Raw genomic sequence first — 17,131 nt, forward strand, 5'->3', positions numbered from 1 at the left:
GCCTAGGCCTTCGCCGCCCGCGCTGGGACGACTCGGCCGGCTCGGTGGTGAAACGCCAATGCGAGCGCCAAGGCGTCAGAGACGTCGTGCGGGCTCGGAGCGCTGCGCAGACCGAGCATACGCGCCACCATTGCGCCGACTTGTTCCTTTCGCGCACTTCCCGAACCCACGAGCGCTCGTTTCACGTGTGCGTGACCGATCGTGTGCACGGGAATGCCGGCTTGAGCGCTTGCAAGCGCGAGGACGCCGCGCGCGTGACCCATGAGAATCGCCGTTCCGGGACTCTTGTACGTCGTGTAGAGCTCCTCGATGACCACGACGTTCGGACGCGTCTGACTGATGATCTCGACCATTGCAGCGTACAGCTGCTGCAGCCGAAGCTCGAGCGCGCCGATTTTGGGCGAGACGACACCCGCTTCGATCAGCCGTACGCGCGTGCCGTTGCCGTCGATCACGCCGTACCCCGTAACCCGCAACGCCGGATCGATGCCCAATATCCTCATGAGCTGTTGACGACGAGCACCACGCTCGACCCAGGAGAGAGCGTCGTTCCGGCGATCGGGTCCGTGCCGATGACGCGTCCGCCAGCACCTTCGTCTGCCGTGTAGCGCAGCGACGAGACCGAATAGCCGGCTGCCTCGAGCGCGGCGCGCGCCTGCTGGATCGACAATCCGTCGGTATCGGGCACCTCGCCGGGAACCGAGAGGGTGATCGCGACGCGCGAGCCGGACGGCGTCTGCGCGCCTCCCTCCGGCTGCTCGCCGATGACCATGCCGTTGCCCGTCGGTTGGACCGAAAACTGCACGGATACCGCGAAGCCGGCTTGCTGGAGCTCTGCGATCGCGTCCGCGTAGTCTTTCCCGACAACGGGCGGCACGACGGTCTCTCCTGCGCCCTGCTGGGGCGCGCTCAGCGAGAACATGTTCACCGCAACGTGAACGACGGCGCCGCGGGCGATCTGCTGACCGGGTGCCGGATCCTGTGACACAACGGTGTTGGGCTGTTCGCCCGGGATCGCAACCTGCTGGCCGGCATCCAAGGTCACCCCCATGTGCTCGGCGACGGCCTCCGCGCGATCGAGGGGCATCCCCACGAAGTTCGGGATGAGCATCGGCTGAGGACCCTGCGAAACGATGAGCGTAATCGTGCTGCCTTCCCGCACGCGCGCCCCGGGAGCCGGACGCTCGTCGACGACGCTGTCCTTCGTGGAGTTATCGTAGCGCTGCACGATCCGTACGCGGAACTTGTCGTCCTGCAGGATGCGTTGGGCGTCTCGTGACGAGAATCCGCGAACGTCGCGCAGCCCGAGCGTCGGTAAGCCGTTGCTAATGAATAGCTCGATCGTCGAGTTTCTCGCGACCTTCGTCCCCGGGACGGGATTCTGCCTGATGACGTGCGCGAGCGGAACCGTATTGCTGCTGCTATGGAAGAGTTTCGTCGAAAGATGGGCGTTCGCGATGTCCTGCACGGCCTGCGCGTCCGTCTCTCCAACGTAGCTCCCAACGCTGATCGTCGCCCCAAAATCCGGGAGCGGCCGGCCGAAGATCCAAAACCCTATCGCCGTCGCCGCGGCGAGCGCGACGACGAGGATCGCAGCATTCGCACCCGTCGACCGGCGGCGCTCCTCCTCATAGGCGAACGAGCGGTCGGGCATCTTCGAGCGCCGCGGCGGCAGATCGAGCCCCGACCCGCGCCCCGGCGCGTCGTCCTCGATGCGGTACGCAGCGATGCTTGGCCGTTCGCGCGCTTCGCGCAGGGCAGATGCGACCTCGCTCGCGGATCCGAAGCGGTGCTGTGGGGCCTTTTGCAGCAGCCTGTTGACGATCGCGGCGAGGGCCGGGCTCACACCGTGCTTCTCCGCATCGATCGTCGGAACGGGATCCGAGATGTGTTTCAAGGCGACCGCCACCGGTGAATCACCCGTGTACGGTAGCGATCCCGTCACCATTTGATAGAGCACCACGCCAACGCTATAAAGATCGGATCCCGCGCCGAGCTCGTGCCCCTGCGCCTGTTCGGGCGAAACATAGAAGATGCTGCCCATGACGAGGCCGGGCGTCGTCAACGCCATCGTATGCTGCGAGATCGCGCGCGCGATGCCGAAGTCGGAGAGCTTGACGACATCGTCTTTCGTTACGAGGATGTTCGCTGGCTTGATGTCGCGGTGGAGCAGTCCCTGGCGATGGGCGTAGGCGAGACCGGTGCAGATTTGTACGGTATAGTCGATCGCCACCGGCTCGGGAAGCTTCCCGTCGGCGGCCAATATCTCGGCCAGCGACGCGCCGTCGACCAGCTCCATGACGATGTAATAGAGATCGCCCTCTCGCCCGACGTCGTACGTGTTGACGATGTTCGGGTGCGAAAGCTTCGCGGCAGACTCGGCCTCCTGATAGAATCTCCGGACGAACTCCGCGTCGGCCGCGTACTGCTCCCGCAGGACCTTGATCGCTACGCGACGGCGCAGCAGCGTGTCGATCCCAAGATAGACGCGCGCCATTCCCCCTTCGCCTAAGGCATGGTCGAGGCGGTACCGATTGTTGAAGGTACGTTGCTCGATCACGTTCCCGCCGCCGAGGTGTTCTCTAATGCCGTCTCGAGCACGTCGCGAGCGATCGGCGCTGCCACCGTCGCACCGTAGCCGGCGTTCTCCACGAGAATCGCAACGACCGCGCGCGGAGCGTCGGCCGGAGCGAAGCACACGAACCATGAATGCGCGACCCCGTGCGGATTGGTTGCCGTTCCGGTCTTGCCAGCAACGACGACGTTGGGAAGACTCGCGACGGTGCCCGTTCCACGCTCGACCACGGCAACCATCATCTTCGTCACTTCGGATGCTGTTTCCGCCGAGATCGGCGAGGCAAGCGTTCCGCTCGGAATGACGCTGACCACGCTGTCGCCGCGCCGAATCTGCCGCACGATGAACGGCCGCGGCTCGTCTCCGTTATTTGCGATGGTTGCGGCGATGAGCGCTATTTGCAAGGGCGTCACGAGCAGTGCACCCTGACCGAATCCCATCTGCGCGAGCTCCCCGGCGCTCACCTCGTTTTTTGGAGGCACGCTGCTGGGCAACGCGGAGAGTTGAAAGTCGAGCGAACTCCCGATGCCGAAGCGATCCAAATACTCGTAGAAGGTATCGAGGCCCACCTTTAGCGTGATCTGCGCGAAGTCGACGTTGCTCGAGAGCGCAAAGGCCGTCGTCACGTCTTGGTTCCCGGTGGCCTCGCCCTCGTTGTCGTGAAGGGTTGCGTTCCCGATCACAAGGTATCCGGGATCCTCGAAGCGCGTATCCGGAGTGACCGTCCCGCTATCGAGCGCAGCCGATGCAGTAAACAACTTGAACGTCGATCCGGGCGGGTAGAGCCCCTGCGTCGCGCGGTCGAGCAGCGGACTCGACGGATCGGTGGAGAGGTGCGAGAAGGCTGCGTCGATCGCCGCGGGATCGAAGCTTGGAACGGAAGCGATCGCGAGTACGGCGCCCGAACGAGGATCGAGCACCACGCCCGCGGCGCGCGGGTAGCGCGAGAGCCGTGCGAAAAGCTCTTGTTGGATCGACGGCACGATCGTCGTAACGATGTCGTCGCCTTGCGGCGTGACGGAACGGCCCTGCATCGCCGCGCGAATCTCTTCGATTTGGCCGACCGGATCGCCGGAGACGTCGGGAGGGCTCAGTGCCGCGTCGTAGGCTTGCTCGATGCCGCTCGTCCCGTAGCGAGCCGACACGTACCCGATCGACTGTGCGAGCGACGCCCCGAACGGGTAGCTCCGCCGGTCGCCTTGCGAGTACGCGAGAACCGTCCCATTCGTCGCCAGGACGCGGCCGCGCCCGGCTTGCAACGCCCCGTGCCGCGGATTCGACGGGTGCGACGAGATCGCAGGTCCTTGGTCGATCTGTACGTACCACAAGCGCGCAGCGAGGACGACGAAGAGCACGCCCATGAGCAGGACAAGCCGGCGGATGGTGCCGTTGATCACTGCGCGGGCTCTCCGATCTCCCGAAGAACGCGCAGCCCTTCTGCTTCCGTGCGCACCGCAAGGTGCGCACGCGCGCCGTCGTGCTCCATCAAAAGAGTCACGAGCTGCCGCGACGTCCCTTCGTCCGTGCCGTCGAGCGCGAGGACGACCTCAACGCCGAGCTCGGCAAGCAGCTGCGGTGCGACGTACGCGCATCGAGCAAGCGTCTCGAAATGGTGCGGCTCGTACGGGCCTTGTCGCCATGGCCCCCGCTTACCGAAGACCTGCGTGTGATAGTCCCAGGCGCACAGGTGCCGCTCTTTCCAGATGAAGTCGTCACGAACGCAGAGCCGGCGACACGCCGCGCATTGCACGATTGCGGCCGAGGGATGCGCGAGGCCCTCGGCCACCTCGTCGGGGAGATCCTCGATGTTCAAGACGGCGTCTTCGTCGAGGCGCTCTGGAGGCGGCGCAGACCATTCGACGCGTGCGAGCAGCTCGATGTCGCGCACGGGAGCGATGAAGGCGCGCTCGTCCTCGGGCGCAAACGTGCGGTCCGCCCAATCGATGACCCCGGCCAGCGCGATGCCGACGTTCTGCCAGGCATCGCCGACGACGACGCCCGCCGGAGTCCAGGCAACCGGCACGAGCCGCGCGGTGATCGCACCGCCCTCGGGCCGAAAGCTGTTCACGAAGGCGAGCGTGCTGCTGTTCCCACCGAGAACGAAGACCGCCGGCTCGCCGCGCGGTACTCTTGGAGACTCTGCGGCGGCCCCGGCGTGCCGTTCAGCGCCTCCACGAGGGCGCGCGCCGTGTCCAGACTGCTCAAACACGCGATACTCGCTTCGACTGCAGCCCGGCGAATCTTGTAGTCGTCCGAGATCTCTCGTGGGCCCTTCGCGTCGTTGATGACCAAATCGACTTCGCGCGCCGCAAGAACGTCGAGGACGTGCGGCGACCCGTCGGCGATCTTGTTGGTCCGCTCGCACGCAATACCGGCGCCTTCGAGCACGTCGGCAGTGCCCTGCGTCGCAACGAGACGGTGCCCGAGCTGTGCGTAACGCCGCAGCACCGAAACGGCCGCTTGCTTCTCTTCGTCGGAGATCGAAACGAGAATTCGTCCGCCTTCGCTCGGGAGCCGGATTCCGGCCGCAACGAACCCTTTGCGTAACGCACCGGCGAACGTTGCGTCGATGCCGAGGACCTCGCCGGTCGACTTCATCTCCGGCCCGAGCATCGTCTCGACGCCGCGCATCTTTGAAAACGAAAAGACCGGTACCTTCACCACCACGTACGGCGGCGCCGGCGTGAGGCCGGTTCCGTACGGCATGTCCCGCAACCGCTCGCCGAGCGCGACGCGCGTAGCCGCCGCGACGATGTTGACGCCCGTCGCCTTCTGGATGATCGGTACCGTGCGGCTCGCCCGTGGGTTCGCTTCGATGATAAAGAGCTCGTCCTCGTGCAAGACAAACTGGATGTTGATGAGCCCTTCGGTACGCAGCTCGCGGGCGATCGCCGCAGTCACCTCCACGACGCGCGCTTGCTGCGCCGCGTCGAGGCGCTGCGGCGGGTAGACCGCGATCGAATCGCCCGAGTGGACGCCGGCGCGTTCGATGTGCTCGAAGATGCCGGGAACCAAGACGTCTCTCCCGTCAAAAACCGCGTCGACTTCGAGCTCCAGTCCGGCCAGATAACGATCGACCAAGAGCGGGGCTTCGGGTCGGATCGCCGGCGCCGACTCTGCGTACGAGGCGAGCTGCGCTTCGTTATAGACGATCTCCATCGCGCGTCCGCCAAGCACGAACGAGGGTCGCACCAACACCGGGAATCCAAGCTCGCGCGCGATCGCGCGCGCCTCCCGGAAGCTCCGCGCCGCTCTCCCCTTGGGCCGCGCGACGTCCAGGCGGGCGAGCGCGGCATCGAATTGCTCGCGGTCCTCCGCCATATCCACGCTCGCGCGGTCGCTACCGACGATGCGCACGCCACGCCGCGAGAGCTCTGCGGCTAAGTTAATCGCGGTTTGACCACCGAAGGCGAGCATGACGCCGCGAGCGCGCGTTGCACGATACGCAGCCTCGACTTCGTCTGCGCCCGGGGGCTCGAAGACGAGCACGTCCGAGATGTCGAAATCGGTCGAGACCGTCTCGGGATTGTTGTTCACGACGACCGCGCGGCGCCCGGCGGCGCGCAGCGCCCACGCAGCGTGCACGCAGCTGTAATCGAACTCTATGCCCTGCCCGATACGGATCGGCCCGCTTCCCACGACCACGACCGCTTCCTCCTGGCGACCGGACATGCGCCCACGCAGCTCGTCAGCTTCGCCGGGTGAGAGGTAATAGTAGGGCGACTTCGCGGGAAACTCGCCGGCAGTGGTATCGACCATGCGGAATGCCGCATCCCGCGGATTCCACCCGTCTTCGCCCTCTGCAACGATCTCCGCGATTTCGTACAGCCAGAAGCGGTCGATGGCGCTGGCCCCGTGAATCCGCTCGATCGCGCGCTCGACGCCGCCCGCATCGTGCGCTCTGCGCAGCAACTCGCAAATCGCCAGGAGCCGTTCGTGCGAGGGGTGCTCGACGACGCGTTCCAGCTCCCCGTCGCTCCATTCAGCCAAAGGCGTGCCGTGAAGTCCTTCGTAGCCGAGGTCTAGGCCACGTACGGCCTTCACGAGCGCAGCGCGAAACGTGCGCCCAATGCCCATCGCCTCCCCGGTCGATTTCATCTGCGTCCCAAGCTGCGTGTCGGCAAGTGGAAACTTGTCGAAAGGCCAGCGTGGAATCTTGACGACGACGTAATCGAGTGCAGGCTCGTACGCGGCCTTCGTGATCCCGGTTATGGGATTTTCGATTTCGTCGAGCAGCTGGCCGAGCGCGATGCGCGTAGCGATCTTTGCAATCGGATACCCCGTCGCTTTCGACGCCAACGCCGAGCTGCGAGAGAGTCGCGGGTTCACCTCGATGATCGCGTACTCGCTGCGATCTGGATGGAGCGCGAACTGGATGTTGCAGCCGCCCTGAACGCCCAGCGCCCGGATGACGTTCAAGCTCGCGGACCGCAGCATCTGGTACTCGACGTCGGAGAGCGTTTGCGACGGCGCCACGACGATCGAATCGCCGGTGTGCACGCCGACCGGATCGAGATTCTCCATGTTGCAGACGACGATGCAGTTGTCTGCGGCGTCTCGCAGGATCTCGTACTCGATCTCTTTCCAGCCGAGCAGAGAGCTCTCGAGCAAGACTTGTCCGATGAGGCTCGCGTCCAAGCCGGCGCGCAGGATCTCGCGCAGCGCAACGTCGTCGTACGCGATGCCGCCGCCGGTGCCGGCGAGCGTGTATGCCGGCCGCACGACCAGAGGATACCCGTTCTCGCGTGCGAACGCCATGCCGTCGTCGATTTGCGTCACGATGCGGCTCTCGGGAACGGGCTCGCCGATCTCGATCATCTTCGTCTTGAAGCGTTCGCGGTCTTCCGCCAGACGGATCGCGTCGATCGGCGTACCTAGCACCTCGACGCCGTAGCGCTCGAGCACGCCGGCCTCGTGCAACTCGACGGCGAGGTTCAATCCGGTCTGTCCGCCGAGCGTCGGCAACAGCGCATCGGGACGCTCGCGCGCGACGATGGCGGCAACCGAATCAACCGTCAGCGGCTCGAGGTACACTGCATCCGCGATCTCCGGATCGGTCATGATGGTAGCCGGATTCGAGTTGACGAGGACGACGCGGTGCCCTTGCTCGCGCAGCGCCCGGCACGCCTGGACGCCGGCGTAGTCGAACTCGGCGGCTTGACCGATGACGATGGGCCCCGACCCGATCACCATGACGCTGAGCGTCCCCGCCTTCACGGGATCGTCATATTCTTGCGGAATACTGGGCCTGCATGAGCGCCGTCGCCGAAAGGACGCCATACGCCGCACTGTCGGACCAAGAGGCTCGCGAGCGGCTTGCGCGATTCGGGCCGAACGTCCTCGTGCCGGAATCGCACCGGGTGGGATTTCTTTGGGTCGCTCGATTCTTCATGGATCCGATGGTCGTGCTCTTGCTCGTTGCGGGTGGCACCTACCTCTTCCTCGGGGATCGGTTCGATGCAATGGTCGCTCTGTTCGCGCTCGTGCCGATCTTCTTGGTGACTGCGGTACTCGAGCGGCGGTCCGAGCGCGCGTTGGCCGAGCTCAAGCGGCTCGCATCGCCTCGGGCGCGCGTTATACGCGGCGCCAAAGAGCAGATTATCGATGCACGCGAGATCGTACCCGGCGACGTGATGCTCGTTCGCGAAGGCGACGTCTTCGTCGCGGACGGAACGCTCGTCGACGGGAGCGTTCTGGTGGTTGACGAGTCGACGCTCACCGGTGAATCGCATCCCACGATGAAGGAACCGCCTGCGGCGAGCGTCTACGCCGGAACCGCCTTGCGCAGTGGCCGCGGCGACGTGCTGGTCACGCAAACGGGTACGCGAACGAGGTACGGGCGCATCGGCAAGCTCATGTCGCAAATGCACGTCGGCCCAACGCCGATCGAGCGCGTCATTCGCCGCCTGGTTTGGCAAATGGGCGCTGCCGTACTCGTGCTCTGCGCCGTCGTCATCTTCGTCGAACACGGGCGAGGCTCGCTGTGGCCCGCAGCCCTGATTGCCGGCGTGAGCCTCGCGATGGCGGCGATTCCAGAAGAGCTTCCAATGGTCTATACGCTGTACCTCGCGCTGGGCGCGTGGCGGCTCGCGCGGCAGCACGCACTCGTGCGGCGGCTCGCGAGCGTGGAGACCCTCGGCTCCGCGAGCGTAATTTGCGTGGACAAGACGGGAACCCTGACGTACGGGACGCTCGAGGTGACCGAAACGTGGACGCCTCAGGGCGTCGACGCATCCTCGCTGCTTCTCGCCGCCACGCTCGCCTGCGATCCCGACCCCTTCGACCCGCTCGACATTGCCGTGCTCCGCTTCGCGCGCGACCGACGTGTCGACATACGTGCCGACCGTCTCGTCACGCGCTATCCTTTCGATCCATCGCACCGCCGCGTCACCCAGCTTTGGAGCGTTCAATCCGGTCTTCGCGTTGCGACCAAGGGCGGCGTCGAATATGTTCTCGACCTCTGCGATATCGCGCGCGAACAGCGCGACGAGGTGGCACAGGCAAACGCGAGATTCGCCCGCGATGGGATGCGCGTGCTTGCAGTTGCGGGCGCGTCCAGAGACGCCGCCGGGCGAAGCCGCGCTGACGACGAATCGCATTTGCAGTTCTTCGGACTGCTGGCCCTGAGCGACCCGGTGCGCGAAGGAGTCCCCGCGGCGATCGCGGCATGCGATCGCGCAGGCATCACCGTCGTGATGATCACCGGCGATCACCCAGACACGGCGGAGGCGACGGGACGCGGGCTAGGCTTACGCACCGGATCGACGCTAACCGGCGCCCAGCTCGACGACATGTCCGACGACGGGCTCGTCGCAGCGCTCGCGCAAACCCGCATCTTCGCGCGCATCTTGCCCGAGCAGAAACTTCGCATCGTGAAGGCGTTCCACGCACGTGGCGACGTCGTTGCTATGACGGGCGACGGCACGAACGACGCACTTGCACTCCGCGAAGCAGACATCGGCGTGGCAATGGGTGAACGCGGAACGGAGGTGGCTCGCGGAGCCGCCGATCTCATACTGCTCGACGACGATTTCTCCACCATCGTTGCGGCGATCGCCGGAGGCCGGCGCATCTTCCGCAATCTACGCCGCGCCTTCCGGTATCTGAACGCATTTCACGCGCCATTGATCATATCGGCCGTGGTCATTCCGCTCTTCGGTGCGCCACTCTTGCTGCTGCCGATTCATCTCGTATGGCTCGAGCTTATCGTGCACCCGACCTCAGCGCTCGTCTACGAGAACGACGCCGGCGATCGCGCAGAGCTGATGTCCGAGCCGCCACGCGACCCGCATGCAGGGTTTCTCCGGCAACGCGACTGGCTTCGGCCGGTGTTGCTCGGGTGCGCGCTCACGGTGGGCTGCCTCGCGGTCTACTTCTTCGATCTGCATCACGGATACGGCGTCGATGTCGCGCGTGGAATGGCGCTGGCCACGATGCTCTTCGGACAGATGCTGCTCGTGCTCACGGAGCGCTCGACGCACCTACCAGTGTGGAAGCAGCCCGTGAAGAACAACCCTGTATTGCTTCCGATTCTCGGCGGATCGGTGGTGATGATGCTCATCATGTTGTACGTTCCGCCGGTCGCCGCCGCTTTCCGCGTCGCAGCCCCGACGCCGGTGCACTTCCTCGAATCGCTCGGGGTCGCGGCACTCTGCACGCTTTGGTTTGAGCCGTTCAAGCGCGCGGAGGGCTCGGGCACCACGTGAAGCCTCAAACGGCGCTCGTTGTCTTGGCGGCATGCCTCGGCGTGGCGATTTGGTTCCTTCACGACACACTCTTGCTGGTGTTCGCAGGCGGGTTGCTCGCGCTGCTCGTTCGGTCCATCGCCGACGCAATCGCGCGGGTCTTGAGGATCCCCACGATCATGAGCGTTTGGCTCGCGGTGCTCGGCATTGCGCTCGTGCTCGGGCTCTCCTTCGCCGTTCTCGGCAACGCTGCAGCGCAACAGCTGGATCAGCTGCGCGCTACGCTGCCTGCGGCGTTACGAACCATCGCCGGCGAGTTCAGACAGACGGTGATCGGCTCGTGGATCGCCGCAAACCTCCCAGCCCTTTCCGGAGTTCTGCCGGACACGGCCCATTTGCTGACCGGAGCGACGGGCATCATTTCGGGAGCGCTTGCCACGGTCGCGGCAGTATTCATCGTAATCTTCGTGGGAATAGCGGGCGCGCTCGAACCTGAGCTCTACGGACGCGGTTTCGTACGACTCTTTCCCAACGTCTATCGCGAGCGTCTGCGCGCCGTCCTCGCCGAAACCGCCAGGACGCTGCGCATCTGGCTCGTCGCCCGGCTCCTCACCATGGCCGTAACCGGAATCCTCGTTACGGTTGGGCTCTCGTTTTTGCACGTTCCGTTAGCCGCCTCACTCGGCTTCCTTGCCGGCATGCTCGCCTTCGTGCCGAACGTCGGCGCTTTCGTCGCCGCGGCGCCGGCGGTCATCCTCGCGCTCGTTGCGAGTCCCGCCGCTGCTTTGCAAGTGGCCGCCATGTACGTCCTCGTGCACGTCATGGACGACTTCATCATCTCGCCGGTAGTCGAGCGGCAGGTCGTCAAGCTGCCGCCGATCCTCACGCTCCTCGCACAAGTCGTCTTGGGAATCGGCGCGGGTGTCGTCGGGATCATGCTCGCCGCCCCGCTCGTGGCGGTCGCCCTCGTGCTCGTGCGCCGGCTGTGGACTCCCAGCATAGACGCGCCCGATCGTCTCTGATCGCTCGCTCGATCGTCTGCCCCTACTAGAGCCTGCCGATACCGAGGCCTGCGAGAAGGGTCGCAATGAGGAGCAGTACGCCGGCGATCGTGAAGCTCGGCGTCGCATCGACCCGTTTCCCCTCGAGGGCAGTGATGCGCCCAAGGCGCGCGAGCGCGTTACGCAGCTGCGTCGCGTTCTCAGCGCGGGCGTACGCGCCGCCGCTGACTTGTGCGTAGGACTGCAGCGCCCCTTCGTCGATCGTTGCGACGTCACTACTCCCGGGAATGAGGCCACCATTGGATGTTCCGATGCCGATCGTGTAGATGGCGATGTGCTGCGTGCCGAACCAGTCGGCGACCTGTTGCGGATCGACGCCCGTGTTGTTCACGCCGTCGGTCACGAGAACGACGAGGCGGTGCCCCGTCGCAGGAAGCGCGCTCGCCGCGAGCCGGAGTGCGTCTCCGATTGCCGTCGCACCGTTCGGCGGTGGAACCGCCGCAAGCGACGCCTTTAACTGCGCGTGATCTGCCGACAGCGGTTGAATCAGCGACGCGCCGCTCGAAAAGGAGATCACTCCGATCCGCGTACCGCGCGGCGATTCGTCGATGAAGGCGCGGGCGGCCGCGAGCGCTGCCGCAGCACGCGTCGGCGCGACGTCCTGCGCGGCCATCGAACCTGAGGTATCGATGCAGATGAAGACCGCCCCGTCACGCACCGGGACGGGCGCGATCACGCGGGGGCCGCCCAGCGCAGCGGCGAGCGCAACCAGCCCGACGACCCAGCCGGCCTGAAGTAATCTCGGCAGCCAGAGCCGCGGTTTGACGCCGGCTGCGAAGAATGCCAGGCTCGAGTACGCCAGGTCCTGCGCGCTCTTGCGGTGTGACAGTACGCCGTAAAGAATTGCCAGCACCGCGACGACGGCGAGCGCAACGGCAAAGCGTAGCGGATGGGCGAACGTCACGAGCGCCTCATCCCGTTTTCGCGAAACCTACGCCGAATGCTGCCGCGAGCGAGGCAACGCCGTCGCCTTCGTGCAGCAATCCCGTGCGCCATCCGGCGCCTGCGAAGCGCTCGAGTAACGCGCCTTCACGCTCCCGAACCGCCGCGGCAAAACGCGCTCGCTCCGGCGCGCCGATGAACCCGCGCAGAACGCCGCCCTCGGCTCCCCGCAAGCGCACGATGCCGGAAAGCGGCAATCCGTCAAACCAGGGATCGCGCGCGACGAGCATCGTGCAGTCGCAGCGCCGTCCGAGAGCGTGCAGCAATCCGTCGGCGTCATCCGCCAGATCGAACCAATCCGACACGGCGAGAAGCGCAGCGCCCGGCCGCAACGCTGTGCGCGCGACGTGCAGACTCTGCGCCAAGTCGAACGGCCCCGACGCACGCATGGCCGCGGCCGCCGAAGCGGCACCGCGCTGCGGTCCCGCGGGATGCATCACCTCTCCGACGATGCGCACGCAGCGATCGTCCGGTGCGGCGGCATCGTACCACGTACGCACGGACTCTCGTCCGGCATCCACGAGTGCCCGGTTCCGCCCCACTTGCATCGACGGCGAGTCGTCGAGGATCGCTGCAAGGCTCAGCGCAACGTCCTCGAGGATAACCCGCGTCTGCAACTCGCCCGTTCTCGCGCTCGCCGCCCAATCGATGCGGCGAACGTCGTCACCGGCTACGTACTCGCGCAGCTCCACGAACTCGTATCCGTCGCCGCGGCGGCTCGTCGGCGAGCCGCCCGGCATGCGCGGCCGCCGTTTGCCGTTCAAGAGCGCGCGCCGGATCGCCTCGGCAGGCGACGAGCGCGCGATCACGGCGTAGGCACTCCGGCGATCAGCGCTTGGATCACCACCTCCGCGCGTGCGCCCTGCGTTGCAAGACGATAGCTGAAGTCGATGCGATGATGCAGGGCGAGCGGTGCGACCGCGCGGACGTCGTCGGGGATCGCATAATCACGCCCGGCGAGCAGCGCTTTCGCGCGTGCCAGATTCGCAATCGCGAGCGTCGCGCGCGGCGACGCTCCATGATCGATCAGCTCGTGCGGCTCGCGGGTCACGGCGACCAGGTCGACGATGTAGCGCTTCAGCTTCTGCTCCAAGTGGACGGAGCGAGCCTCGCTGCGCCACGCGAGCACGTCGGGCATTGCCGCCACGGCCTGAACCGGTTGCGTGTTCTCGACGGCGAAGCGCTCGAGAATCGTCAGCTCTTCGTCCCGGCTCGGATACGAGACGGCAGCGCGGAGCAAGAAGCGATCCATCTGGGCGAGCGGCAATTGGTACGTCCCGTCGGTATCGAACGGGTTCATCGTTGCCATCACGATGAACGGGTCGGGTAAGGGAAAACTCTGCAGCCCAATCGTAACTTGCCGCTCCTGCATCCCCTCGAGCAGCGCCGACTGCACTTTGGCCGGCGCGCGGTTGATCTCGTCGGCGAGAACGACGTTCGCGAAGATCGGACCCAGCATCGTCGTGAAGCGGCTCTCGCGCTGGTCGAAGACGCGCGTACCGACGATATCGCTCGGCAACAGGTCGGGCGTGAACTGCACGCGCCGAAACTCGCCCTCGAGTGCCGTCGCGAGCGATCGGCACGCGAGCGTCTTCGCGAGCCCCGGCGGACCCTCGAGAAGTACGTGGCCATCGGCGAGTAGCCCGAGCAACAGCGCCTCCACGACGGCCGTCTGGCCGACGATCGTCTGATGGAGCGCATCGATGATGTCGCTGGGGCGTCTGCCGTTCATCGCGCAGCCCGCGCAAGAGCATCGCGCGCGCGCGCGACCGCAGCAGGCAGATCACCGTCGTGGGTGAACGTGGCGCGTTCTAGCGCGGGAAGAATCTCCAGCAGCTCCGGACGTCGATGCCTCGCACGATCCATCACGTCGGTCAGCGTTTCGCCGTCACGCGCGTCGACCATGCGCCGTACGACCTCGCGCGCCCGGAAAGCCCCCATTCGCCCTGGATCTCTTTCCAGCAACGTCAGGGCTTCGCCCAGCGACGCCGGCAGCTGCGGCAGCTCCGCTTGCGCAGCGGGCTGCGGCGCGACCGCCTTGGAGCGGTGCGCGAGCGCGGCCAGCGCAGTACCGAGCACGATCGCCGCGACGCCCAACGAGACGAGCACCCAAGCCAGAACTACCCACTCGCGCCTGCGTACGACGGGGCCCATGACGCGCAATGCGAGCGCGTTGGTCGCGTACTGTTTTGCCCTGCCGTCGCGCGCATCGACGGCATCGTAGGTCGCAGGAGGTATCGTGACGGCACCCGCCTGGTGGCCGGCAACCGTGACGATCTCGCGGTACAGCGTGCCGTTGCGCGCTGCCGTGACGCTGCGCGTGTCGCCGAGCAGCTCAAGTTCTGCGAGCAGCGGCAGCTGGAGATCGCGTACGTCGTTTACACGCTCCCGAAGGCGCAGCGTCACGATGATGTGAAAGGGGACGCCGACGCGCGGTGCCTGAACGTCGCTCGTGAGGGTGAACGATGTGACCGTGACGCGCTGCAGACTCTGCGCCGCTGCCGGCGCAAGTGCCGCGACGGCCGCAAGGACCGCGGCACTCGCCGTTCGTCCGATCGCGGCGCCGCTAATGCGCCTTCTCCACGAGTGGTATTCCGGCGTCGTGGAACCAGCGCGCGAATATTCGCCGCGCATCCGACGGGCCGGGCGACGCCTCGGGGTGAAACTGCACGGCCGCAACAGGAAGATGGCGGTGGCGAAACCCTTCGTTCGTGGCATCGTTGAGGTTTGTCATCGTCGCCTCGAGGCTCTCGGGCAGCGTCTGCGCGTCGACCGCGTAGCCGTGATTGTGCGCCGTGATGAGCACCTCGCCGGCAATCGTGTCCTTGACGGGCTGATTTCCTCCGCGATGTCCATACGGCAGCTTGTAGGTCGTCGCGCCGCACGCAAGCGCGAGCAGCTGATGACCGAGACAGATGCCGAAAAGCGGCTTGCGGCCCACGAGAGCGCGTAGCGTGTCGATCGTCTGCGACAGATCGGTCGGATCGCCTGGACCCGGCGAGATGAAGATCGCAGCCGGATCGTTTGCGAGGATCAATTCTTCTCCGGCGTCGTACGGGACGACGCTCACTTCGGCTCCGAGCGCTTCGAGCTCGCGCAACACAGCGCGCTTAACCCCACAGTCGATGAGCGTCACGCGAGGACCGTTCGGTACACCTTCGGTGCGCTGCACGGGCGTAGCAACGCTCGGGACGAGATCGCGCGTCGTGGCATCGCGTGCAAACCGCGCCAGTGCGGCTTCCGCGCTATCGAGCGCCTCGTCGCCCACCGCCAGCGCCGCCCAGATCGTGCCGTGCTCGCGCAACGCGATCGTGATGGCACGCGTATCGGCGTCCACGAGCGTCGGGATGCGCTCGTCATCGAGCCACGACGGGAGCGTTCCGCGCGCCATGTGGTGCGATGGATGGCGCGCGATCCGCTTGATGACGGCGCCGGCGACGCACGCGCGGGGATACTGCGCGGCTTCCCCTGATATCCCGTAGTTTCCAATCATCGGATAGGTAAAGGTGAGAATCTGTCCGGCGTACGACGGGTCGGTGAGCGCCTCTTCATAGCCGGTCATGCCCGTGTAGAAGACAGCTTCGCCGAACGCCAAGCCTTCATACGCGAGACCCTGGCCATCGAAACGGCTTCCATCTAAAAGAAAGAGCGAGGCTCTAGGACTCCTAGGCACGATATCGCACCTCGCCGCCCACGATCGTCGCAACGGCTTTGCGTGGGAGCACGGCCCCGTCGAACGGCGTCGCCCGGCCGAGCGAGGCAAAACGCGTCGAATCCACCCGCCATTCCCGATCGGCAAAGAGGGTGAGATCGGCCGGACTGCCGGGGCGCAGCGTTCCGCCCGGGACGCCCAGCACGTGTGCCGGATGCGAGGACAGCAGCGAGACGAACCGCTGCACAGATAGATCGGGAATCGCTGCGGCGTACGCCCCGATCGCGATTTCTAGGCCGCTGAAGCCCGGGGCTCCCGCGCGCTTCTGCTCTCGCGTATGGGGCGCGTGGTCGCTCGCAAACACGTCGATCGTTCCGTCGCGCACGGCATCGCGCAACGCTCGCGCGTCGCGCTCCGATCGCAGTGGCGGGTTCACGGCACCCACCGGTCCGAGCTCGCGCGCAGCTTCCTGCGTGCACGACAGGTGGTGCGGCGTGACCTCTGCGGTGGCGTTCGCTCCCGCGGAACGCGCGAGGCGCAGGAGCTCCACCGAAGCGTTCAGCGAGAGGTGCGCGACGTGCCATGCCTTGCCGGTGGCGGAGGCGATCAGGAGATCGCGCGCGACGATCGCGCTTTCGGCAAGCTGCGCGTCGAACGTCTTGCGCGCGGCGTCCTCACAATGCGAGATGAAGACGGCGCCGACGTCCGCGCCCCGGACCGCCGCACCGTACAAGACCCGTGCATCGGCGACGCTGTCGCCGTCGTCGGAGAACGCGACGGCACCCGCTCGAGCTAGGGCAGCGTAATCGCTCGGCTCTTCCCCCCCTCGCCCGCGCGTGAGCGCGGCGATTGCATACACGCGGCAGCGCGCACGCCCCGCGACATCGGCGAGCAGATTCGTAAGCACGCTCGCGTCGTCCAACGCGGGCACGGTATTCGGCATGCACGCGACCGCGGTAAAACCACCGCGGACCGCGGCTTCCGTTCCACTCTCGAGCGTCTCTTTCTCGGGATTGCCGGGCTCCCGCAGGTGGACGTGCATGTCGATGAATCCCGGCGCAACGATCGTGCCGGTCGCATCGAGCACCGCTTCGCCGTCGCCCGCCTGCAAGTGCTCGCCGATCTCCACGACCACGTCGCTCGTGCGCACGTCGCGAAGCGCGTCGATTCCTTGCACCGGATCGACCACGCGCCCGCCGTGAATCACCACGCGGCG

Annotated in this window: 13 protein-coding genes; 2 read left to right on the plus strand and 11 right to left on the minus strand. The window is 66.1% G+C overall.

Annotated features, from left to right (window positions below; translation table 11 throughout):
- Window positions 1-2: 2 nt before the first annotated feature.
- The 5 genes from ruvC to carB are packed head-to-tail and all read right to left on the minus strand — an operon-like array spanning window position 3 to window position 7,792.
- On the minus strand, window positions 3-503 hold the full coding sequence (gene ruvC, locus VMV82_10570) for a crossover junction endodeoxyribonuclease RuvC (protein ID HUY42000.1): 501 nt from the start codon (window positions 501-503) through the stop codon (window positions 3-5).
- The gene (gene pknB / locus VMV82_10575) at window positions 500-2,560 is read right to left on the minus strand and encodes a Stk1 family PASTA domain-containing Ser/Thr kinase (protein HUY42001.1); all 2,061 of its coding nucleotides are present in this window, start codon (window positions 2,558-2,560) and stop codon (window positions 500-502) included. Before pknB ends, ruvC begins: the two co-directional genes overlap by 4 nt.
- On the minus strand, window positions 2,557-3,972 hold the full coding sequence (locus VMV82_10580) for a penicillin-binding transpeptidase domain-containing protein (protein HUY42002.1): 1,416 nt from the start codon (window positions 3,970-3,972) through the stop codon (window positions 2,557-2,559). Before VMV82_10580 ends, pknB begins: the two co-directional genes overlap by 4 nt.
- Window positions 3,969-4,643 (minus strand): hypothetical protein, encoded by a 675-nt coding sequence (locus tag VMV82_10585; protein ID HUY42003.1) that lies wholly within the window; start codon window positions 4,641-4,643, stop codon window positions 3,969-3,971. The genes VMV82_10580 and VMV82_10585 overlap by 4 nt, the downstream gene beginning before the upstream one ends.
- Entirely contained in the window at window positions 4,640-7,792 is a 3,153-nt protein-coding gene (carB, locus tag VMV82_10590) for a carbamoyl-phosphate synthase large subunit (GenBank protein ID HUY42004.1), read from the minus strand. The genes VMV82_10585 and carB overlap by 4 nt, the downstream gene beginning before the upstream one ends.
- A 35-nt stretch (window positions 7,793-7,827) precedes the next feature.
- On the opposite strand from carB, the gene VMV82_10595 reads away from it, so the two are divergent.
- Both VMV82_10595 and VMV82_10600 read left to right on the plus strand, forming a co-directional pair.
- Window positions 7,828-10,281 carry a cation-translocating P-type ATPase gene (locus VMV82_10595; GenBank protein ID HUY42005.1) on the plus strand — a complete coding sequence of 818 codons (2,454 nt, stop codon included), beginning with the start codon at window positions 7,828-7,830 and terminating at the stop codon, window positions 10,279-10,281.
- Complete coding sequence (locus VMV82_10600) at window positions 10,278-11,282, plus strand: AI-2E family transporter (GenBank protein HUY42006.1); 1,005 nt, start codon at window positions 10,278-10,280, stop codon at window positions 11,280-11,282. The genes VMV82_10595 and VMV82_10600 overlap by 4 nt, the downstream gene beginning before the upstream one ends.
- A 25-nt stretch (window positions 11,283-11,307) precedes the next feature.
- Here the strand turns inward: VMV82_10600 and VMV82_10605 are convergent, their stop codons facing one another.
- Genes VMV82_10605 through VMV82_10630 form a run of 6 tightly spaced genes read right to left on the minus strand, consistent with a single transcriptional unit; the run spans window position 11,308 to window position 17,125 of the window.
- Window positions 11,308-12,225 (minus strand): VWA domain-containing protein, encoded by a 918-nt coding sequence (locus tag VMV82_10605; GenBank protein HUY42007.1) that lies wholly within the window; start codon window positions 12,223-12,225, stop codon window positions 11,308-11,310.
- Window positions 12,226-12,232: 7 nt separating this feature from the next.
- Window positions 12,233-13,072 (minus strand): DUF58 domain-containing protein, encoded by an 840-nt coding sequence (locus tag VMV82_10610; GenBank protein HUY42008.1) that lies wholly within the window; start codon window positions 13,070-13,072, stop codon window positions 12,233-12,235.
- Window positions 13,069-13,995, minus strand: coding sequence for a MoxR family ATPase (locus VMV82_10615; GenBank protein HUY42009.1), 927 nt, complete (start codon window positions 13,993-13,995; stop codon window positions 13,069-13,071). The genes VMV82_10610 and VMV82_10615 overlap by 4 nt, the downstream gene beginning before the upstream one ends.
- Window positions 13,992-14,897: a hypothetical protein gene (locus VMV82_10620; protein ID HUY42010.1), complete on the minus strand. Its 906-nt coding sequence runs from the start codon at window positions 14,895-14,897 to the stop codon at window positions 13,992-13,994. The genes VMV82_10615 and VMV82_10620 overlap by 4 nt, the downstream gene beginning before the upstream one ends.
- Complete coding sequence (carA, locus tag VMV82_10625; protein HUY42011.1) at window positions 14,830-15,936, minus strand: glutamine-hydrolyzing carbamoyl-phosphate synthase small subunit; 1,107 nt, start codon at window positions 15,934-15,936, stop codon at window positions 14,830-14,832. The genes VMV82_10620 and carA overlap by 68 nt, the downstream gene beginning before the upstream one ends.
- Window positions 15,929-17,125: a dihydroorotase gene (locus VMV82_10630; GenBank protein ID HUY42012.1), complete on the minus strand. Its 1,197-nt coding sequence runs from the start codon at window positions 17,123-17,125 to the stop codon at window positions 15,929-15,931. Before VMV82_10630 ends, carA begins: the two co-directional genes overlap by 8 nt.
- Window positions 17,126-17,131: the final 6 nt, after the last annotated feature.

It is taken from the genome of Candidatus Dormiibacterota bacterium, from assembly GCA_035532035.1.
Lineage (GTDB): Bacteria > Vulcanimicrobiota > Vulcanimicrobiia > Vulcanimicrobiales > Vulcanimicrobiaceae > Tyrphobacter.